At 61.7% G+C, this 19532-nt stretch carries 19 protein-coding genes; 7 read left to right on the top strand and 12 right to left on the bottom strand.

Going from position 1 to position 19532, the window contains the following annotated elements; genetic code table 11:
• Nucleotides 1–322 precede the first annotated feature (322 nt).
• Entirely contained in the window at nucleotides 323–664 is a 342-nt protein-coding gene (locus QRN33_RS05105) for a hypothetical protein (RefSeq protein WP_064363662.1), read from the top strand.
• Nucleotides 665–753: 89 nt separating this feature from the next.
• On the opposite strand, the gene phnX is transcribed toward QRN33_RS05105, so the two are convergent.
• Together phnX and QRN33_RS05095 are read right to left on the bottom strand one after the other, a co-directional pair.
• Nucleotides 754–1581: a phosphonoacetaldehyde hydrolase gene (gene phnX / locus QRN33_RS05100; protein ID WP_042609174.1), complete on the bottom strand. Its 828-nt coding sequence runs from the start codon at nucleotides 1579–1581 to the stop codon at nucleotides 754–756.
• A gap of 114 nt (nucleotides 1582–1695) precedes the next feature.
• Nucleotides 1696–2832: a 2-aminoethylphosphonate--pyruvate transaminase gene (locus tag QRN33_RS05095; RefSeq protein ID WP_285407450.1), complete on the bottom strand. Its 1137-nt coding sequence runs from the start codon at nucleotides 2830–2832 to the stop codon at nucleotides 1696–1698.
• A 111-nt stretch (nucleotides 2833–2943) separates the two neighbouring features.
• Here QRN33_RS05095 and QRN33_RS05090 point away from each other — a divergent pair, with 111 nt between their 5' ends.
• The gene (locus QRN33_RS05090) at nucleotides 2944–3804 is read left to right on the top strand and encodes a LysR substrate-binding domain-containing protein (RefSeq protein ID WP_285407449.1); all 861 of its coding nucleotides are present in this window, start codon (nucleotides 2944–2946) and stop codon (nucleotides 3802–3804) included.
• Nucleotides 3805–3906: 102 nt separating this feature from the next.
• Here the strand turns inward: QRN33_RS05090 and QRN33_RS05085 are convergent, their stop codons facing one another.
• Nucleotides 3907–5301 carry a type VI secretion system Vgr family protein gene (locus tag QRN33_RS05085; protein WP_285407448.1) on the bottom strand — a complete coding sequence of 465 codons (1395 nt, stop codon included), beginning with the start codon at nucleotides 5299–5301 and terminating at the stop codon, nucleotides 3907–3909.
• A 221-nt stretch (nucleotides 5302–5522) separates the two neighbouring features.
• On the opposite strand from QRN33_RS05085, the gene QRN33_RS05080 reads away from it, so the two are divergent.
• Nucleotides 5523–6227 carry a YebC/PmpR family DNA-binding transcriptional regulator gene (locus QRN33_RS05080; RefSeq protein ID WP_064363658.1) on the top strand — a complete coding sequence of 235 codons (705 nt, stop codon included), beginning with the start codon at nucleotides 5523–5525 and terminating at the stop codon, nucleotides 6225–6227.
• Between the two features lie 126 nt (nucleotides 6228–6353).
• Here QRN33_RS05080 and QRN33_RS05075 read toward each other — a convergent pair whose 3' ends face one another.
• From QRN33_RS05075 to QRN33_RS05060, 4 genes are all read right to left on the bottom strand, one after another.
• The gene (locus QRN33_RS05075) at nucleotides 6354–7667 is read right to left on the bottom strand and encodes a leucine-rich repeat-containing protein kinase family protein (RefSeq protein WP_285407447.1); all 1314 of its coding nucleotides are present in this window, start codon (nucleotides 7665–7667) and stop codon (nucleotides 6354–6356) included.
• Nucleotides 7668–7881: 214 nt separating this feature from the next.
• The gene (gene zapE / locus QRN33_RS05070) at nucleotides 7882–9012 is read right to left on the bottom strand and encodes a cell division protein ZapE (protein ID WP_285407446.1); all 1131 of its coding nucleotides are present in this window, start codon (nucleotides 9010–9012) and stop codon (nucleotides 7882–7884) included.
• Nucleotides 9013–9220: 208 nt separating this feature from the next.
• The gene (locus QRN33_RS05065) at nucleotides 9221–9976 is read right to left on the bottom strand and encodes an anti-sigma factor family protein (RefSeq protein WP_042609180.1); all 756 of its coding nucleotides are present in this window, start codon (nucleotides 9974–9976) and stop codon (nucleotides 9221–9223) included.
• Nucleotides 9973–10479 (bottom strand): RNA polymerase sigma factor, encoded by a 507-nt coding sequence (locus tag QRN33_RS05060; RefSeq protein ID WP_016775320.1) that lies wholly within the window; start codon nucleotides 10477–10479, stop codon nucleotides 9973–9975. The genes QRN33_RS05065 and QRN33_RS05060 overlap by 4 nt, the downstream gene beginning before the upstream one ends.
• A gap of 156 nt (nucleotides 10480–10635) precedes the next feature.
• Here QRN33_RS05060 and QRN33_RS05055 point away from each other — a divergent pair, with 156 nt between their 5' ends.
• On the top strand, nucleotides 10636–11742 hold the full coding sequence (locus QRN33_RS05055; RefSeq protein WP_285407445.1) for a catalase family peroxidase: 1107 nt from the start codon (nucleotides 10636–10638) through the stop codon (nucleotides 11740–11742).
• Nucleotides 11739–12284 (top strand): cytochrome b, encoded by a 546-nt coding sequence (locus QRN33_RS05050; protein ID WP_042609182.1) that lies wholly within the window; start codon nucleotides 11739–11741, stop codon nucleotides 12282–12284. The genes QRN33_RS05055 and QRN33_RS05050 overlap by 4 nt, the downstream gene beginning before the upstream one ends.
• 57 nt (nucleotides 12285–12341) lie before the next feature.
• Here QRN33_RS05050 and QRN33_RS05045 read toward each other — a convergent pair whose 3' ends face one another.
• Nucleotides 12342–13493, bottom strand: coding sequence for a M14 family metallopeptidase (locus tag QRN33_RS05045; RefSeq protein ID WP_285407444.1), 1152 nt, complete (start codon nucleotides 13491–13493; stop codon nucleotides 12342–12344).
• A 24-nt stretch (nucleotides 13494–13517) separates the two neighbouring features.
• Between QRN33_RS05045 and QRN33_RS05040 the strand changes: the two genes are divergently transcribed.
• On the top strand, nucleotides 13518–13808 hold the full coding sequence (locus QRN33_RS05040; protein WP_227972625.1) for a hypothetical protein: 291 nt from the start codon (nucleotides 13518–13520) through the stop codon (nucleotides 13806–13808).
• Between the two features lie 104 nt (nucleotides 13809–13912).
• On the opposite strand, the gene QRN33_RS05035 is transcribed toward QRN33_RS05040, so the two are convergent.
• Nucleotides 13913–14311, bottom strand: a complete 399-nt coding sequence (locus tag QRN33_RS05035; protein WP_065616958.1) for a DUF6124 family protein — start codon at nucleotides 14309–14311, stop codon at nucleotides 13913–13915.
• A 130-nt stretch (nucleotides 14312–14441) separates the two neighbouring features.
• On the opposite strand from QRN33_RS05035, the gene QRN33_RS05030 reads away from it, so the two are divergent.
• Complete coding sequence (locus QRN33_RS05030) at nucleotides 14442–15098, top strand: LexA family protein (RefSeq protein WP_285407443.1); 657 nt, start codon at nucleotides 14442–14444, stop codon at nucleotides 15096–15098.
• A gap of 42 nt (nucleotides 15099–15140) precedes the next feature.
• On the opposite strand, the gene QRN33_RS05025 is transcribed toward QRN33_RS05030, so the two are convergent.
• The 3 genes from QRN33_RS05025 to QRN33_RS05015 are packed head-to-tail and all read right to left on the bottom strand — an operon-like array spanning nucleotide 15141 to nucleotide 19520.
• Complete coding sequence (locus tag QRN33_RS05025; protein WP_285407442.1) at nucleotides 15141–17090, bottom strand: acetyl/propionyl/methylcrotonyl-CoA carboxylase subunit alpha; 1950 nt, start codon at nucleotides 17088–17090, stop codon at nucleotides 15141–15143.
• Nucleotides 17090–17902 (bottom strand): gamma-carboxygeranoyl-CoA hydratase, encoded by an 813-nt coding sequence (locus tag QRN33_RS05020; protein ID WP_042609186.1) that lies wholly within the window; start codon nucleotides 17900–17902, stop codon nucleotides 17090–17092. Before QRN33_RS05020 ends, QRN33_RS05025 begins: the two co-directional genes overlap by 1 nt.
• 13 nt (nucleotides 17903–17915) lie before the next feature.
• The gene (locus tag QRN33_RS05015; RefSeq protein WP_064363650.1) at nucleotides 17916–19520 is read right to left on the bottom strand and encodes a carboxyl transferase domain-containing protein; all 1605 of its coding nucleotides are present in this window, start codon (nucleotides 19518–19520) and stop codon (nucleotides 17916–17918) included.
• Between the last annotated feature and the right edge of the window lie 12 nt (nucleotides 19521–19532).

The raw sequence follows: 19532 nt of genomic DNA, 5'->3' as shown, positions 1-19532 counted from the left end.
AAGTCCGACCCCGAAGCCTCGCCCCTCTACCACTGCGCCAAAACCAGTCGTACCGACCAGGCCGGTTGTGCCAGCCAAACCACCGGCACCGAGCAAACCTGCGCCAACCAAACCGGTAGCACCGAGCAAACCTGCACCAACCAAACCAGTTGCACCGAGCAAGCCTGTGCCAACCAAACCGGTTGCACCGAGCAAACCTGTAGCGCCACCCAAACCTGCGCCAACTAAACCGGTTGCACCGACCAGGCCCGCAGCGCCACCCAAGCCAGTGGCAACCAAGCCAGTAGCGCCGACCACGCCCGTCGACAACAAGCGGCCGCCAATGCCATGGCCGACCATCAATGTTAATGTTGATCCGGTGGCCCTGATAACGCTGATTCAAACTATCGGCGCGACCGTCAATGCTGATGGTTCCACCACACTATCGGATGGTAGCGTGGTGGATGTCGATAACACATCCATCAAACGTCCCGACGGCATCATTCAATATGAGGACGGCCGTGTAGAGTATCCGGACGGGCGTATCGTCTGGCCGGATAACACTGTTGAATATCCTGATGGCCGTATTGTCTGGGAAGATGGAACTGAACAGCTGCCGGACGGTAGTGTTAAACATCCCGATGGCCTTGCATACGACGCAGAGAGCAATCTGGTGTCGGCGTAAGTAATTACCTGGCACTGGCCTGATTCCAGGACCGCGCAAAAAAAACACCGCTGATCGTTATTGATCAGCGGTGTTCTGGTTTTTCAGCGTCAGGCGTTTTGCGGCATCTCACCATTGGCCAGACGCTTGTTGATGTCGGCAATCACTTGCGGCAAATCACTGATGGTGTCGATCATGTAATGCGGGCGCGAGCTTTCGAACAGTGCATGAATGCGCGTGCGTTCGCTGGTCAGTTCGTCGCTACCCAGCGCGCGGAAAGCCTCGTAGTCCAGACCCAGCGCGTTGCCCGAGCAAATCAGCGCAACCGTCCACATGCCGGCCCGGCGACCTTCGAGAATGCCCGGCACGGTGTCGTCGATCTTCACGCAGGCTGCCACATCGTCGATGCCCAGGGCGATCACGTTGGCCAACGCTTGCGCCGGCCATGGGCGACCGTTTGGTACTTCGTCGGTGGCGACGACGTGGTCGGCGACATAGCCGTTGCTGGCGGCCAGTTCGACGACTTTATCCATGACCGCTTTCGGGTAGCCGGAGCAGGAACCGATCCTGATCCCTTGCTCGCGCAGTTGGGCGATGGTGTCCAGCGCGCCGGGAATCAGTGCCGAGTGCTCGGCGATCTTCTCGATCTGCAGCGGCATGAAGCGGTTGTAGATGGCGGTGACGTCGTCATCGGTCGGCGTGCGGCCGAACACCTTGCGATAACGCTCGGCCACCTGCGGCTGGTCGCACAGGGTGCGGATGTGGTCCCACTTGCCCATGCCCATTGGCCCGCGGGCTTCTTCGATCGACACCCGCACGTCGAACTCGGCGAAGGCTTCGACGAAAATCTGCGTCGGCGCAAACGAGCCGAAATCGACCACGGTGCCGGCCCAGTCGAGAATCGCGGCTTGCAGGCTGGTTGGATTGGTGTAGTTCATGGCAATCAATTCCTGATTTGGCAATACGATTCAAATGCAGGAGGGAGCCTGCTCGCGATAGCGGTTGATCATTCAACATCTTCGTCGACTGACAGGGCCTCATCGCGAGCAGGCTCACTCCTGCAGGGGATTTGTGGTGGGATTTATGTCGAGCACTTCCATTTCCCGCAGCACTTCAGCCACGGCTGCCACCGCTTGGCGCATGTCGTCCGGGGTGACGTGGCCGATGCAGCCGACGCGGAAGGTGTCGACCTGGGTCAGCTTGCCGGGGTAGAGGATGTAACCCTTGGCCTTGACCCGTTCGTAGAAGTCCTTGAAGCGATAACGCGGGTCCTTCGGCGCATGGAAAGTGACGATGATCGGCGCCTGAACTGCCGCTGGCAGAAAGCTGCGCAAACCGATTTTGTTCATCTCTGCCATCAGCGCCTGACAGTTGGCTGCATAGCGCGCATGCCGCGCCGGCAGGCCGCCTTCTTCGCTGTATTGCAACAAGGCTTCGTGCAGCGCGGCGACCACGTGGGTCGGCGGGGTGAAGCGCCATTGGCCGGTTTTCATCATGTAGACGTGCTGGTCGTACAGGTCCATCGCCAGCGAGTGCGAGTTGCCAGCGGCGGCGGCCAGAGATTCTTTGCGGGCAATGACAAAGCCCATCCCCGGTACGCCTTCCAGGCATTTGCCAGAGGCGGCGATCAGTGCATCGAACGGCACTTTCTGCGCATCCACGGGCAACGCGCCGAAGGAACTCATGGCGTCGATGATCAGACGTTTGCCGTGTCGCGCAACGACCTCAGCGATTTCCGCCAGCGGATTGAGAATGCCGGTACTGGTTTCGCAGTGAATCAGCGCTACGTGAGTGATGTTGGCGTCGGCGCGCAGCAGTCGGTCGACGTCGGCAGCGGTGGTCGGTTCGTCTTCGGCGGTTTCGAAGGTGCTGAACGAGCGGCCGAGCACTTCGCAGATCTTCGCCAGACGCTTGCCGTAGGCGCCGTTGATCAGCACCAGTACTTGTCCATCGCGCGGCACCAGCGTGCCGATCGCCGCTTCGACGGCAAACGTGCCGCTGCCCTGTAACGGCACGCAATGATGACTGGCGGCGCCGTTGAGTATGCCCAGCAATTGCTCGCAGAGGCTGGCGGTCAACTGGTTGAAGCGATCATCCCACGAACCCCAGTCGACCATCATGGCCTGACGGGTGCGGGCCGAAGTGGTCAACGGCCCGGGAGTGAGAAGAATCGGTGCGGCGGTGCTCATTCGTGTGTCCTCGGGAAAACGCTGGGATGAAGTTATGGGGCGTACGTTGCAATTCGCCGCTTCATCAATCAAATTGTTTGTTGTTATGCCAGTCATCAGTGAGAGTTATTCATGAACCTGTTCCAGCTGCGCGCCTTCGATGCAGTGGCCCGCGAAGGCAGCTTCACCCGCGCTGCTGCGCGGTTGTTCATCAGCCAGCCGGCAGTCACCGGGCACATCAAGGCGCTGGAGGAGCACTACCAGATCACCTTGTTGCGGCGCACCGCGCGACGGGTGGAGCTGACCGAGGAGGGCACCAGACTGGCAGCCATTACCCGGGCCATGTTTGGCCTGGCAGAAGAAGCGCAGACACTGCTCGAAGCCAATCGGCAGCTGCTGACGGGGCGTCTGGAGGTGGCGGCGGACGGGCCGCACCTGGTCATGCCGATGTTGGCGAGCCTGCGCGCGCGCTACCCGGGGATCACCGTGAACCTGCGTCTGGGCAATGCCCAGGAAACCCTGGCGGCGCTGTTGTCGGAGCACGCCGACGTTGCAGTGCTGACCGAGGTCGAGCCGCGCAAAGGCCTGCATCTGCAAGCACTGAGCGAGTCACGGATCTGCGCGCTGGTGCCGGCAGCGCATCAATGGGCAGCCCGCGCGGGGGAAGTGAAACTCAAGGAGCTGGATCAGGTGATCATGGTTTTGCGCGAGCCGAGTTCGATCACCCGCCGCACGTTCGATCAGGCGTGTGCGCAGGCGTCGATCAATCCCCGAGTGTTGCTGGAATTGGACAGTCGCGAGGCGGTGACCGAAGCGGTCGCGGCGCAGTTGGGAGTCGGTGTGGTGTCATCGGTGGAGGTCAGCCACGACCCGCGCGTGGTGGCGATCCCCATTGCCGGGGAAGGGCTGGTCAATCGACACCTGCTTGGCTGCATGGAGCGACGACGTGAGTTGCGCTTGATCCAGGCCTTTTTTGATCTGGCGCCCGACTGAAACCGAGGTGACTCCTTCGCGAGCAGGCTTGCTCCCACATGAGTGCTGCGCTTGGCGCAATGAATGTGGGAGCTGCCGAAGGCCGCGATCTTTGACTTTGCTCTAGTGTTCGGCGCGGTTGATCAGCCAGTCGAGCAGCAGGCTGTCACGCGCGGGCTCCGACTCCCGGGCCGGTGGCTGGCGGGCGTGACCGAGGCACAGGATCGGTCGGTCCGGATCGCTGTCGAGAAAGCTGACCCATACTTCGCTGCCGGCACCTGGCAGTTCATCGACGGCGACGGGGCCGTTCAGCCGGCTCATGGCGATCGGCAGCCAGAGGGCGGCACTGTCATTGCCGGGCTGATGGTCTGCGGGCCACAAGGTCACGGCGAGACAGCCGTTTTCGTCCACTTGCGCAGGCTGCCCCGGTGCACCCGCCACCCGCGCCACGTGATAACCGGCCACATTCGGACGCGGCTGTTTGAGTGGCGGACGAAAATCGTTCGACCAGGGCTGAGCGGTAAAGTCGTTGTGATAGCGATGAGCGTTTGGCGCCGGATCAAGGATCGATGGGTGTTGCCCATGGTGGCGTACGGCACTGATCAACCACTGTTCATTGAAATGACTGATCGGGTGATCTGCGACCAGCAGCAAACGGCCACTGAGCAGAGAGCAGCAATCACTGCGCCCGTGAATGGAGCGCAGTTGGCAGCGTTGTCGCTGCAGATGACGACGACTGCGTTGTTCGGCGTGCAGGCGCTCCAGTGAGCGCGCTGGCACCGGCAGCGGCGGGGAAACTTCGTTCGCCGCTTCGCCGTTGCAGGCTGGCTGGCCGCGATTGCGCACCGCATGCAGCATTGGCACCGGTGCCGCACGATGCTGTTGGTAGAGAACGCTGACGCAGGGCGATGGCGGTTGGTCTTCGGCATTGAAGGGGATTTCGACCGGTTCCTGCGGCAGGCCCAGGCTGTCGTCGGCGAACACCACGACGTGTCCGTCCGGCCCGTGTTCGAAGTGATAGTGGATGCCTTCTTCTTCGCAGAGCCGTTGCAGCAGCGCCAGATCAGTTTCTTCGTACTGAATGCAAAACGCCCGGGCCGGGTAGTGGCCCACGGTCATTTCCATGCGGTAGCTGTGCGCTGGCAGGGCGTGTTCTTCGAGTAGTTGTTGAATGATCTGCGGCGCGCTGAGGTGGGTGAACACGCGTCGTTGCTGCGCTTGCGCCAGTTGTTGCAGATACGGCACCAGAATCAGCCGATAGCCGACCCGATGCGTGCCGCGATGCTCGCAACTGGCACTGGAGATTGTGCCGTGGAAGCCCTGCTGTTCACTCAGCCGCAAAAAGGCTGGCCTGTGCAGGAAGGATCCCGGAGCGATGGCCGGGGCCAGGCCGAGCAGTTCGATGTCGAAACGGTAGGGCTGGTTCAGCGCTTCCTCGCCGCGAAAACGCACCACCGGCAGGCGCAATCCACTGTCGGTCAGGGTAAGGGTGAACGGACTTTCCTTGTCATTGAGCATTCGAGCAAGCCCTGTCAGGCGATACGGGGAATCAAGGGTACGAAACCGTCGGGCTGAATGGTCATGTCAAAGGCGCTTTTCAGAATTCCCCTACACGCTTTGGTGAAGATGTCGATTCCGTCAGCGGTTTTTTTGGTCGATTGCCGACTTTAGGCCGTATAAACTTGCCGCCACGCGTCGGCCAATAGATGTCTCGGCGCCACAGATCAAGAGAGTGAGTAATGGGCGCACAGTGGAAGGTTAAACACAAAGAAGCGGCAGCCAACGCCAAAGGAAAAATCTTCGGCAAACTGGTGAAGGAAATCACCATTGCTGCGCGCAACGGCGCCGATACCGCCACCAACGCACACCTGCGTCTGGTGGTCGAACAGGCGAAGAAAGCCTCGATGCCAAAAGAAACCCTCGATCGCGCGATCAAGAAAGGCGCCGGTCTGCTGGGTGAAACCGTGCAATACCATCGCGTCACCTACGAAGGCTTTGCCCCGCATCAGGTGCCGCTGATCGTTGAATGCGTGACCGACAACATCAACCGCACCGTCGCGGAAATCCGCGTGGCGTTCCGCAAGGGCCAGTTGGGCGCTTCCGGTTCGGTGGCATGGATGTTCAACCACGTCGGCATGATCGAAGCCGCACCGGATAGCCCCGACGCCGATCCGGAAATGGCTGCGATTGAAGCCGGCGCCCAGGATTTCGAGCCGGGTGAAGAGGGCGCGACGCTGTTCCTCACCGACCCGACTGATCTTGATGCCGTGCAGAAAGCCCTGCCGGAACAAGGCTTCACTGTGCTGTCGGCCAAGCTCGGCTACCAGCCGAAGAACCCGGTCGGCGGGTTGAGCGACGAGCAGATGGCTGAAGTCGAAGCGTTCCTTGAAGGTCTCGACAACCATGATGATGTGCAGGACATGTTTGTCGGCCTGGCTGGCTGATCTGCTGCTGTATTGACCTGTGGCGAGGGAGCTTGCTCCCGCTCGGCTGCGCAGCAGTCGTCGCTTTTTCGGGACGGCTTCGCCATCCAGCGGGAGCAAGCTCCCTCGCCACAGTGTTCGTCTCCGTCAGTGATCTTGCAGAAGTTCTATCACTTCGCTGAATGCCGGGCGTCCCAAGACATCCGCCTGACAGCAGCGCCGCTCCAGCGCTTCCAATGCCAAGCGCCGCTCTGTACTCAACCCCGAGTCGACACGCTCCAGCAGCTCCCCGAGCAACACACCGAATGCACGCACTTCCAGCCGCTGCAACGCGCGTGTCTGTGCGTCATCGGCGGTGGCATGAAACGACGCCGCGCCAAAATCCCCCAGCAGACAATCACCCTGAGAGTTCAACAGAATGTTGTGACCGTAGAGGTCGCCGTGGGTGATGCCTTGTCGATGCAGATGCTCCGCCGCCGAAGCGATGCCCTTGGCGATGCGCAGGGCCACGTCGGCCGAGAACCGGCAATCTTCGGCATAGACGTCCCGAGAGCATGAGGCCAGGCTCGGCAAACCCGCCAGATTGCGGAAGCTCGGATCAACCAACTGCATCACCAATCCCTGCTGCTGATCGGGATGGCCGCTGATGCGCCCCTCGACGCGGATCAGGTTGGGGTGCAAGCCTGCGGTGATGCAGGCATTCATCTCGTGCAACGGCGAGCCGTCGCTGGTCATCTCGCCTTTGTACAACTTCACCGCAACCGCCTGCGTCGTGCCATCGTCGCGCTGCCAGATCGCCCGGGAAATCACCCCGGAAGCGCCTTCGCCCAATTGTTGCTCAAGGCGCAGCGCCGACCAGTCGATCAGCGGCGTGGCCTCAAGGGCAGCGGCATCGGCTTCGGTTTCCAGCGGATTGCCGGCGTAGGCCAGCCAGGTCAGGCTCGGCAAGGTCAGCAGCCACTGTGGCAGCTCGTCGAGTTGGTTGGCGGCGATGCGGATCAATTCCAGCCGATGGCAGTGACGCAGGGATTCCGGCAGCGATTGCAGGCGATTGCCGGCGAGCATCAGTTTCTGCAGGGCGGGCCGTTCACCGAGTTCGCTCGGCAGGCTTGCGATGCGGTTATCGGTGAGGATCAGCCAGCGCAGCTGCGGCGGCAGGGCGGCACCGGGGACATCGACGATGCGATTGGCCTTGAAGCCGACCATCGTCAGCGCCGCGCACTGGCCGAGGCAGGTCGGCAGTTCGCCGAACTGGTTGTCGGAGCAGAACAGTACGCGCAGGCGTGTCAGGCGGTGCAGGTCGTCGGGCAGGTTGCTCAAGGCATTGCCGCTGAGGTTGAGCACTTCCAGCGTGTCGGCCAGTTGGAAAATTTCCCGGGGGAATTCGGTGAGTCCGCAAGACAGATCGAGGCGGGTAATGCCAGACAGCTCGCCGGCGCGCAGTTGAGCAAGAGTATGCATGTTTGGTTTCGCTATTGATCGGTGGAGCGACGCGGGGGCGCTGAGGATGGGCGACATGATAGCGGTAAAGCGGATGTTGAACGGGGCAGGATGCTGGAATCACACCCGGTCATTGTAGGAGTGAGCCTGCTCGCGAAGACGGGTTGTCAGTCACATCATCAGCATCTGAAAGAGCGCTATCGCGAGCAGGCTCACTCCTACAGGGGGCCGGGTGTCAGTCAGATTCGTGGATTTCCTGTAATTGCCCCAATCGGCTGCGCGTGCGCGCCAGGTCGATGGCGTGGCCTTCCAGGCTCTGGCCCAGCGGCAGTTGGCCGAGCAGGGTCAGGTGTTTGTCCTGATCGTAAAGCACGTCGATCAGATTGATGAAGCGCTGTTGCACGGCGATCGGACAGTCCCCGAGCAGTGGCAGGTCATCGATGATCCACTGGTCGAAACGCTGGCAGAGCTGCAGATAATCCATGACTGCCGTCGGTTGTTCGCACAGGTCATTGAAGGTGAAAGCGACGCGCCGGCCCTCGCACGATCGCGCCTGAAGCTGGCGCTTGCCGACCTCGAGCGCTATGGCAGGCGCATCGGCTGGCGGCAGGCTCAAGGCCTGGCGCTGCTCTGACGTCGCCGACCACACGTAATGCCCCTGGGTAAACACCTGATGCGTGTGCTGGCGGTTGAGCGTGCGGTAATCGTGGGCGCCGCCGACTTCCATCACCTGCATGCGCGTGTTGATCAGCTCGATCACCGGTTTGAAGCGTGCGTGATACAGCGGATTGGGCAGCAGGCCCTCCGGCGCATAGTTGGACGTGACCAACAGCATGATCCGCCGTTTGAACAGCGCCTTGAACAGGCGCGTGATGAGCATCGCATCGCCGATGTCATGCACGTGAAACTCGTCGAAACACAGCGCCTGACAATCTTCCAGCAGCTCGTCCAGGGTGATTTCCAGCGCGTCCTCCTGCTGGCGATGACGGAACATGCCGTCATGCAGTCGGGCGAAGAACTGATGGAAATGCAGGCGGCGTTTACGGGTGATCGGCAGTGCCTGGAAGAAGCCGTCGAGCAGCCAGCTCTTGCCGCGCCCGACCGCGCCGTACAGATACAGACTGGGTGGGGTGAGTCCGCTGTCGCCCAACAGCACGCTGGCCTGTTGCGCCATGCAATCAATGACGTGCTGCTGACTGCGGCTGAGGGTGTAGCCCTGACTGTGGGCCTTGTCGCGAAAGTAATCGCGGATGATCGCGGCATTGGCATCGTGCCCGGCGCTGGCGGGCAGGCCTTTGCCGAACAGGCGGCGCAGCAACGGCCAGCGTTGGCTCAGTCGTGATCGTTTCGGCGTTCTTGCGGGCACGCGGCACAGGCTCCTGATGGATTGGCCGGCTCCAGCGGGAGCGCGGTGGTCCAAGTGTAACCAGACCTCCAGCGTTGGCTCCATGAAATATGCACGGTTCCGAATGTAGGAGCTGACGAGTGCAACGAGGCTGCGATCTTTTGATCTTGGGTTGCCGCCAACAGATCGCAGCCTCGTTGCACTCGTCAGCTCCTACAGGGGGCGGATTTCAGAAAGGTGGTGATTGCTTGAGCAATTGCGCCGCTGGCGAGTCCGTCGGGCTGACCACTGCATAGTTGTAGCCGGGCCCCGACCAGTAATCGGCCTGCAGATCGCCATCGCTGCGCGAACCGCGCGGCAGCAGAGTGTTTTTCGGCCCCGGCGGACGCAGGTAGAAACTCACCTTGTGGCCGCTGCCATCCTCATACATCACCATCGCCGCCGGGCCCTCATCGGTGCTGAGCAAGCGCCCGCTGACCGGCTCGAACCCGGCCGCCCTGAGATCGGGCAAGCGCCCGGCGCCGCTGAAGTAACGGTCGAGCCAACGCTGCATGTCGCCGCCGCTGTCGACCTTGTAATCGGCGGGCAGCACGCCTTGCTGGGCAATCAGGCGGTAGGCTTGCAACGCGTCGGTCATCGGCAATTGCGCAGGACGCACCAGGGTCATTTCCCGTGCCTGCCAGCCACTGAAACCGCCAATGCTCACGGCAATCAGCAACACCGCTGCGCGGGCCAGATGACCACGTGACTGCTCGCGGCGACGCTGGCGAATCATCGTCGGATCCAGCGCCGGATTGCTCGGCTGCTGCAACGCACCACTGAGCGCCGCGCGCAACTGCTGGGCATCGCGTTGCCAGGCACGAACCTGCGCCGCTTCTTCAGGGTGGCTGGCCAGCCATGTTTCCAGCATGCGCCGGTCGGCGTCGCTGAGCTGGTGATCGACGTAGGCGTGCAAGTCACGCTCATTGGGAGGGAGGCTGATCATTTGAGTATCCGCAGGGAAGGGCTGCTGATTTCGCCGTCGCTGAGTTGGCGCAAGGCCTGGCGGGCGCGGGACAGGCGCGACATCACGGTGCCGATCGGGGCGCCGAGGATCTCGGCGACCTCTTTATAGGACAGGCCCTCCACCGACACCATCAGCAGCAGGGCGCGTTGTTCGGTGGGCAGGCGTTCGAAGGCTTGCAGGGTCGATTGGGCGATCACCGTGCGTTCCACCGACGGCTCGGCATCGTCGCGACCGGTGAAGAATTCGAGCATGCGCGCATAGCGCCGCGAGCGACGGTGGGCATCGAGAAATTGCCGATAGAGGATCGCAAACAGCCAGGCGCGCAAGTCGCCTTCGGCGCGTTTTTCGCCCCACGCCGACAGCGCCCGCTCGAGGCTGGCCTGGACCAGATCGTCAGCGCTGCTGCTGTTGCGCGTCAACGACACGGCGAAGCGGCGCAATCTGGGAATGATTTCTCTCAACTGTTCGTCGAATTCGCTCATGAATTTCTGCTGGTCGCTACGCTGTGGACTAGGAAGACGCCCGTCAGCGCAGGTTATTCCCCGTGCGCAAAAATAAATACGGCGCCGTGGAATAAACCCTGACGGGGTGCGTCTTGCTGACTCTTTCCACTTGTGGCCGATGGCCTGGAGATATTCATGGTTGATCGCTCATCACCCAACGCTGCACCGCCCGGCAGGCCGCCGCGCCAGCCACTGAGCGCTGCGAGCCTGGTTTTCCGTCTGGGCGGCATTGCCGTGATTGTCGCCGCCGTGGCCGGGGCGTTTGCCTACGTGCACGGCAACCTTGACCCACAGCGCCTGACGCCAAAGGCGTTGGTCGATGTGCTGGAAAAGAACAACGGCGTGCATCCCGGTTTTCGTCGCAACCACGCCAAAGGTGTCTGCGTGATTGGCCATTTCGAGAGCAGCGGTGAGGCGCGGGCGTACTCCACTGCGCAGGTGTTCAACCTGCCGCAGACGCCGGTGGTGGGGCGCTTTGCCTTGCCCGCCGGCAATCCCTATGCGCCGGACAGCGCCGTGCCGATCCGCAGCCTGGCGCTGCGTTTCACTCAGGCGGACGGCCAGCAGTGGCGCACCGGCATGAACAGCATGCCGGTGTTCCCGATCGGCACCCCCGAGGCGTTCTATCAATTGCAGCAAGCGCAGTCGCCGGATCCGGCCACCGGCAAGCCTGACCCGACCAAGGTACCGGCGTTCTTCGCCGCACATCCGGAAGCCGTGCCGTTCTTGACTTGGGTGAAGACCGCCAAGCCCTCGGCCAGCTACGCCACCGAAACCTATAACAGCATCAATGCGTTCTATCTGGTCGATGGCAACGGCAAGAAACAGGCGGTGCGCTGGAGCATGACGCCGCTGGCGCAGGACGCGGCGGGGGCAATCGCCCCTGAAGGCGCGGATTTTCTTGAGAAGGATCTGGTGCAGCGCCTGGCCGCCGCACCCTTGCGCTTCCAGCTGAACATCACCCTGGCCAACGCTGACGACCCGGTCAACGATGCCAGCAAGTCCTGGCCCACAGATCGCAAAGTACTGAACGCCGGGACTTTGGTGCTGGAGAAAACCCAGCCGCAGCTGAGTGGCGAGTGCCGCGATATCAACTACGACCCGCTGGTGCTGCCAGCCGGGATTCAAGGTTCGGAAGACCCATTGCTCGCCGCGCGCTCGGCCGGTTACGCCGATTCCTACCTGCGTCGCACCAGCGAAGTCAGCCAATTGCCCGCCGCCAGACAGGAGGCTCGCCCATGAGCAAGCACCCGACTCATTTCGTATTGCTGGCGCGTTTGCTCCATTGGCTGATGGCGCTGATGATCATCGCCATGCTGTTTATCGGCGCGGGCATGGTCACTTCGGTGTCGTCTCGCCATGAATGGCTGATTCATCTGCACAAGCCGCTGGGCATCGCGATTCTGGCGCTAGTTATTGTGCGCCTGGTGGTGCGCTTCACCACACGTCAACCGCCGTTGCCGGATGATCTGCCGGGCTGGCAGGTGCTGGCAGCCAGGGCTTCCCACGTCTTGCTGTACGCGTTGATGCTGGTGCTGCCGCTGCTCGGCTGGGCGATGATCAGTGCATCGGGCGAGCCAGTGATGCTCACGGCGTCGCTGCATCTGCCGTCGATTGTGCCGGCGGATGCGCAACTGTTCGCGCTGTTGCGCAAGTCCCATGGCTATCTGGCGTATCTGCTGTTTCTGACGGTGCTGCTGCACTTGGCGGCGGCGCTGTTTCATGGCTGGGTGCGTCGTGACGAAGTGCTCGACAGCATGTTGCACGGGCGCGATCGCGGCTGAGTCGGCAAAGCAAAAGATCGCAGGCGGGCTGCGATCTTTTGTTTCTGACGCCGGGGATCAGCGCAGGATATCGACCATGTCGGCGAGAGTGGTCAGCACGTCCTTGCCCAATTGCTTCGAACGCTTGCCCGACCAGCCGGTGATCTTGTCCGGGTGGTCGTCGTGGTCCTTGAACGGCATCTCCAGAGTCTGCGACAGGCAGTCATATTTCTGTCCGACACTGTTGCAGGCCAATGTCATGTTGGCCTGGCCCGGTTCGTCGCGGGTGTAGCCGTAGGTGGTCTGGAAGTCTTTGGTGGTGTGCTTCAAATGGCTGCGAAAATGCTCTTCCAGCTTTTCGATGCGCGGCGTAAAGCCAGGGTTGCCTTCGCAGCCGGCGGTGAAGACGTGGGGGATGGTTTCGTCGCCGTGTACGTCGATAAACGCATCGACGCCGTACTTTTCCATCTGCTGCTGAACGAATAGCACTTCCGGGCTGATGTCCGGACTGGCGTTCTGCCAGGCGCGGTTCAAATCCTGGCCCATGGCGTTGGTGCGCAGGTGCCCGTGGAAGGCGCCGTCCGGGTTCATGTTCGGCACCAGATACAGATCGGCGCCGGCCAGCAGTTTGTTCAGTACCGGATCGTCCTGTCGTTCCAGACGCTCGATCACGCCTTCCATGAACCATTCAGCCATGTGTTCGCCCGGATGCTGCTGGGCGATGATCCAGATATTGCGCTGGCCTTCGGCGCCGCTGCCCTTGCGCAGCAGCTGAATGTCGCGGCCTTCGACGCTTTTGCCGGTCGCCAGCAATTCGGTGCCAGCCTTGCTCAGCGCCTGCTCGATCAACCAATCGTGGCGGCCGCGGCTGTAGGGTTCGAAGTAGGCGAACCAGGCGTGGGTCTGTTCGGCTTCGAGGCAGAAGCGCAGGCTGTCGCCTTCGAAGCTGGTGGGAATGCGGAACCAGTTGACGTGATCATACGACGCCACCGCTTGATAGCCCGGCCAGCCTTTGCTGTAGGTCGATTGACTGGCGTTGACCAGGCGAAACCAGTGTTCCTGATGAACGTGCAGGCCGCTGGCCTTGAAGTGGAACCACTGAAAATGAGGGCTGCGGGTGTCCGGGCGGATCGCCAGAACCGGATTGAGAGGGTTGCTGATGTCGATGACTTGGATGTTGCCGCTGTCAAAATTGGCGCTGATGTCGAACGAAGATTTGGCCACGGTCATAGTCGCTTCCTGAGCAGGATTTTTATGACCGGTACTTTACACGCAGGCTGGGGTGAAACCGAGGGGAATTGCAGGGTGCTGGCGGGGGCGTCCTCCGTGACGCGCCAGCAGCTTAGAGGCTATGCGATTGATTCTCAAGTGCTGATTGCCGTTAGTTTCGGCCAATGTGGCCGGGCTCGGCTTGCCAATCAATATTCTTTTGATATTATCCGCGCCATCGAATTTGCAACACCCAAAGACTTCATTAGCCTGAAGACACAAGCCCGAAAAACGGGCAAAAAAAGACCCGGCAAAAAGCCGGGTCAAAAACCGTGATTAGCCTGATGAGGAGATAGTCCAGAAGACCGACCTAAGGTCTCTGGTCCATCGACTGATCTCGCGACCAGCTGCTTGCAATAATAATCATTATCATTTGCAAGTCAAATGTTTTTATCTGCGCGATGGGAAAATTCTTTCCTGTCCGTCCGTACCTTGTTTGCTATGACTTCATCGTTGTCGATCGAGTGATCGACCATCGCCCGCGCCATATCCACCATGTGCACCACCGAGAAGGCCAGGTCGCGATTCGTGCCCTGCAGGTTTTCTGCGGCCTTGAAGGCCGTGGCGGCTGCGCATCGCAACAGGTCCGAGGCATGCACCAGCGCTTCCTCGCCGCTGAGATGGCCTTTGACATCGAAGAACCGTTCTTCAGTCTCAGGTTCTGAAATTGCCGGTTTCAAGTAGTAGTCCAGCGCGCGTTGTGCGGCGGCGGTGCCTTGGGGCGAAGTGAAGCTGGTGTCGATTTGCAGATCGGGCAGGTCTTTGCTGCTGATGTTCATCATGAGAAGGCACTCCATGTTCGATTGAAAGTCCGTTTACCTAGGATAGTACCGCCTGTATTTGTGACCAGAATTTAAATACTACAATATGTGTTTTGCCGGTCGAAGACGTCCGCGTAAGGTGCGGCACATGGATAAATGGATTGAGTTGGTCAAGGCCAAGATGAGTGAACTCAAAGTCACTCAAACAGAGCTCGGAGAGCGCGTCGGCATGTCCCAGGGCGGGATCGGTCATTGGCTGAACAAGCGTCGCGAACCCGGTGTTACCGAAATGAACCGTGTGCTCAAAGCGCTGGGACTGGATTTCCTCGAAGTCGTTCTGGTGATCCGCGAACCGCAGCCGACGCCGGAGGATGAAATGCCGCTGGCGCAGAAGTACAACCCGTACTTCCGCTACCCGGTTCGTGACTGGCACGCGCCCTGTGAGGTGCGCGACGATTCGGCGAGCTACGCCGGCGCATCGGCGAAGCAGCGCTTCGAACTTACCGATTACCACGCTCGCGGTGCGGCGTTCTGGCTGACCGTGACGGGGGATTCGATGACCGCGCCCAGCGGTCAGAGCATTGCCGAGGGCATGCTGATTCTGGTCGACCCGGAGTTGGAGGCGGTGCCTGGAAAACTGGTGATTGCCCAGTGGCCGGACAGCGAAGAAGCGATTTTCCGCAAACTCGACGAACAGGCCGGCCAGCGTTACCTGGTGCCGCTCAATCCGACCTGGCCGAAAGCGCTGTTCACCGATGAATGCCGGATTGTCGGCGTGGTGGTTCAGGCGACGGCGCGTTTCTGACCGGATCGATCCTCGCTCAAGGCCCGGATCGATCCTGCAATTTCACACTTGTTCCAGTTCAACCAAAGCGCTGCCTTCGCTGACCATATCGCCTTCCTGGCAATACAGCGCTTTGACCACGCCCGCCTGTGGCGCACGAATGCTGTGTTCCATCTTCATGGCTTCGAGCACCACCAGTTGCGCCCCGGCCTCGACCGCTTGCCCGACCTCGACCAGCACGCGCACGATGCTGCCGTTCATGGGCGCGGTCAGACCGCCCTGGTGGCTGTGGCTGGCCTCAACGGCACTGATCGGATCATGGGCCTCGATGCGTCGCAGCTCTCCCTCCCACTGCAGATACAACGAATCGCCCTGACGAATTGCCCGCAACGTGCGGCGCACGCCGTCATGCTCGACAACCAGCGCTTCGCCCAACAGTCTGGCGTGGGCCGCAGCTGCCAATGTCAGCGCACGATCCTGTCCCTCGCAACTTAAATGCAAAGTGATCTCCGCCGGCAAGCCTGCCCGCAAACCACTGCCGCAAGACCACGGCGAGGCGGGATCATCCGTCCGCTTACGTGCTGGCAGACTCTGCGCGAAAGCCTGCGCCGCCGCTTGCCAGAACTCATCGCTCAACGTACCTGGCGCTGGCAGCAACTGCTCCTGATAACGCGGAATGAACCCGGTATCCAGTTCTGCCGCGGCAAACGCCGGATGCGCGATGATCCGGCGCAGAAAGTTGATGTTGGTCTTCAGTCCGCCAATCGCAAACTCATCGAGCATGCTCAGCAGACGCAGGCGCGCCTGTTCGCGATCTTCACCCCAGGCAATCAGTTTGCCGAGCATCGGGTCGTAGAACGGCGAAATCTCGTCACCTTCCTCGACCCCGCTGTCCACTCGCCGCCCCGGACCCTGTGCCGATTCGCGGTACAGATCCAGACGCCCGGTGGCCGGCAGAAAATCATTCGCCGGATCCTCGGCATACAAGCGCACTTCAATCGCATGACCGTTGAGCGGCATCTGCGCCTGGGTCATCGGCAGCGCTTCACCCCGGGCGACGCGAATCTGCCAGGCGACCAGATCGAGCCCGGTGATCGCTTCGGTCACCGGGTGCTCGACCTGCAGGCGCGTGTTCATTTCCATGAAGAAAAACTCGCCGCGCGCATCCAGCAGAAACTCCACGGTGCCAGCGCCGACATAACCGATTGCCTGTGCCGAACGCACCGCCGCTTCGCCCATGGCCCGGCGCAATTCCGGCGTCAGGCCCGGCGCCGGGGCTTCTTCGACGACTTTCTGATGCCGCCGCTGGATCGAGCAATCGCGCTCATTGAGATACAGGCAGTTGCCGTGCTGGTCGGCGAACACCTGAATCTCCACATGACGCGGCTTCAGTAGATACTTCTCTACCAGCATCCGCGAGTCGCCGAACGAGGACTGCGCTTCCCGCTGAGCGGAGGCGAGGGCTTCGGCCAATTGGCTGACGTCCTCCACGACTTTCATGCCTTTACCGCCGCCACCGGCCGTGGCCTTGAGCAGCACCGGATAACCGATGCGTTCGCAGGCTTCACGGAAGGTGTCGAGGTCCTGCGCCTCGCCGTGATAGCCCGGCACCAAAGGCACGCCGGCCTTTTCCATCAGCGCTTTGGCGGCGGATTTACTGCCCATCGCATCGATGGCAGAGGCAGGCGGGCCGAGAAAGATCAGGCCGGCAGCTTCGATGGCGCGGGCGAATCCGGCGTTTTCCGAGAGAAAGCCGTAGCCGGGATGAATCGCCTCGGCGCCGCTGGCCTTGGCAGCAGCGATCAATTTGTCGATTTGCAGATAACTGTCAGCGGCCTTGCTGCCGCCCAGATCGACGCGGATATCGGCTTCACGGCTGTGCCGCGCATCGCGGTCGGTGGCGCTGTGCACAGCGACGGTAGTCAGGCCCAAGGCCTTGGCGGTGCGCATGACCCGGCAGGCGATTTCGCCGCGGTTGGCCACCAATAGGGTGGTAATCACAGGTGCGCTCATCAACGCGACTCCTTGGTGGATGCGGCTTGCCAGCTCGGCGGGCGTTTTTGCAGAAAGGCGCGCAAGCCTTCCTGGCCTTCGGCGCTGACGCGAATCCGCGCGATGGCATTTTCCGTGTAGCGGCGCAGGGCCGGGGTCAGCGCGCCGTTGCCGACTTCACGCAGCAAGTCCTTGCTGGCACGCATGGCGGCGGGGCTGTTGAGCAACAGATTGTCGATCCACTGCTCGACCTGCTGCTCCAGTTCAGCGGCAGGACAGCTTTCCGACAACAAGCCGATCTCCCGCGCCCGCTGTCCGCCGAAGCGCTCGGCGGTCAGCGCGTAACGCCGCGCCGCTCGCTCACCGATCGCCTGCACTACAAACGGGCTGATCACCGCCGGCGCCAGGCCGATGCGCACTTCCGACAGGCAGAACTGCGCATCATCGGCGCCAATCGCCATGTCGCAGCAACTGATCAGGCCCAGCGCGCCACCGAACGCCGCGCCCTGAACCACGGCGAGGGTGGGGATTTTCAATTTGGCGAGGTTGTACATCAGCTCGGCCAGTTCGCGGGCGTCGTCGAGGTTGGTGTGGTAATCGAGCTCCGCCGACTGCTGCATCCAGGCCAGGTCGGCGCCGGCACTGAAGTGCTTGCCGCGCCCGCGCAACAGCAGAAAACGCAGGCTCGAATCGCTGGCCACCTTGTCGAGGGCGAGGATCAGTTCGCGGATCATCTCGGCGTTGAAGGCGTTGTTTTTCTCGGCGCGGTTGAGCCACAGCGTCGCGAAGCCGCGCGGGTCGGTTTGCAGTTCGAGGGTATTGAAGTCGCTCATCAGGTTCTCCCCATCACATCCGGAACACGCCGAAGCGGCTCGGTTCGATTGGCGCGTTCAGCGACGCGGACAAGGCCAGGGCCAGCACATCGCGGGTCTGCGCCGGGTCGATGACGCCGTCGTCCCACAACCGCGCGCTGGAGTAGTAGGGGTGACCCTGCTCTTCGTACTGGTCGAGAATCGGCTGCTTGATCTCGGCCTCCTGCTCGGCGCTGAACGCCTGACCGCTGCGTTCGGCCTGTTCGCGTTTGACCTGCACCAGCACGCCGGCGGCCTGTTCGGCGCCCATCACGCCGATCCGCGCGTTCGGCCACATCCACAAAAAACGTGGGTCGTAAGCGCGACCGCACATGCCGTAGTTGCCGGCCCCGAAGCTGCCGCCGATGATCACGGTGAATTTCGGCACCTTGGCGCAGGCCACTGCGGTAACCAGCTTCGCGCCGTGCTTGGCAATGCCGCCGGCTTCGTATTTCTGTCCGACCATGAAGCCGGTGATGTTCTGCAGAAACAGCAGTGGAATACCGCGTTGGCAGGCCAGTTCGATGAAGTGCGCGCCTTTTTGCGCGGCTTCGGCGAAGAGAATGCCGTTGTTCGCCAGGATTGCGATCGGGTAGCCGTGCAAGTGAGCGAAACCGCAAACCAGCGTGGTGCCGAACAGCGCCTTGAATTCATCGAACACCGAGCCATCGACCAGTCGCGCGATTACTTCGCGCACATCGAATGGCTGCTTGGCGTCAGCCGGGACCACGCCGTACAACTCGTCGCTGGCGTACAGCGGCGCAATCGGCGTGCGTTGCTGCACCTCGCCGAGCTTGCGCCAGTTGAGGTTGGCGACGCTGCGGCGGGCGAGGGCGAGGGCGTGTTCGTCGTTCTCGGCGTAATGGTCGGCCACGCCGGAAGTCTTGCAATGCACATCGGCACCGCCCAGATCCTCGGCGCTGACCACTTCACCGGTTGCAGCTTTCACCAGCGGCGGGCCGGCGAGAAAGATCGTCGCCTGGTTGCGCACCATGATCGCTTCGTCCGCCATCGCTGGCACATATGCGCCGCCAGCGGTGCACGAGCCCATGACCACGGCGATCTGCGGGATGCCCATGGCGCTCATGTTGGCCTGATTGAAAAAGATCCGTCCGAAGTGCTCGCGATCCGGAAACACTTCGTCCTGACGCGGCAGGTTGGCGCCACCCGAGTCCACCAGATAAATGCACGGCAGGCGATTCTGCTGGGCGATGGTCTGTGCACGCAGGTGTTTCTTCACCGTGAGCGGGTAATACGAACCGCCTTTCACCGTCGCATCGTTGGCGACGATCATGCATTCCACGCCTTCGACGCGACCGATCCCGGCAATCACCCCGGCGGCGGGGACGTCTTCGCCATACACGGCGTGAGCGGCCAGTTGGCTGATTTCCAGAAACGGCGAGCCCGGATCGAGCAGGCGATTGATGCGTTCACGCGGCAGCAATTTACCGCGCGAGGTGTGGCGTTCCTGGGCTTTGGCACCGCCACCCTGGGCCACTTGAGCGAGCAGGGTGTGCAGCGCGTCGACCTGTTTGAGCATCGCCGCGCTGTTGACGGCGAACTCCGCGGAGCGCGGGTTGAGCTGAGTGTGCAGGATCATGGGGCTTACTCC

This window comes from Pseudomonas sp. FR229a, from assembly GCF_030209115.1.
Classification (GTDB): Bacteria; Pseudomonadota; Gammaproteobacteria; order Pseudomonadales; family Pseudomonadaceae; genus Aquipseudomonas; species Aquipseudomonas moraviensis_A.
The sequence above is the reverse complement of the archived record's forward strand: the minus strand, read 5'-3'. Positions and strand labels throughout refer to the sequence as shown.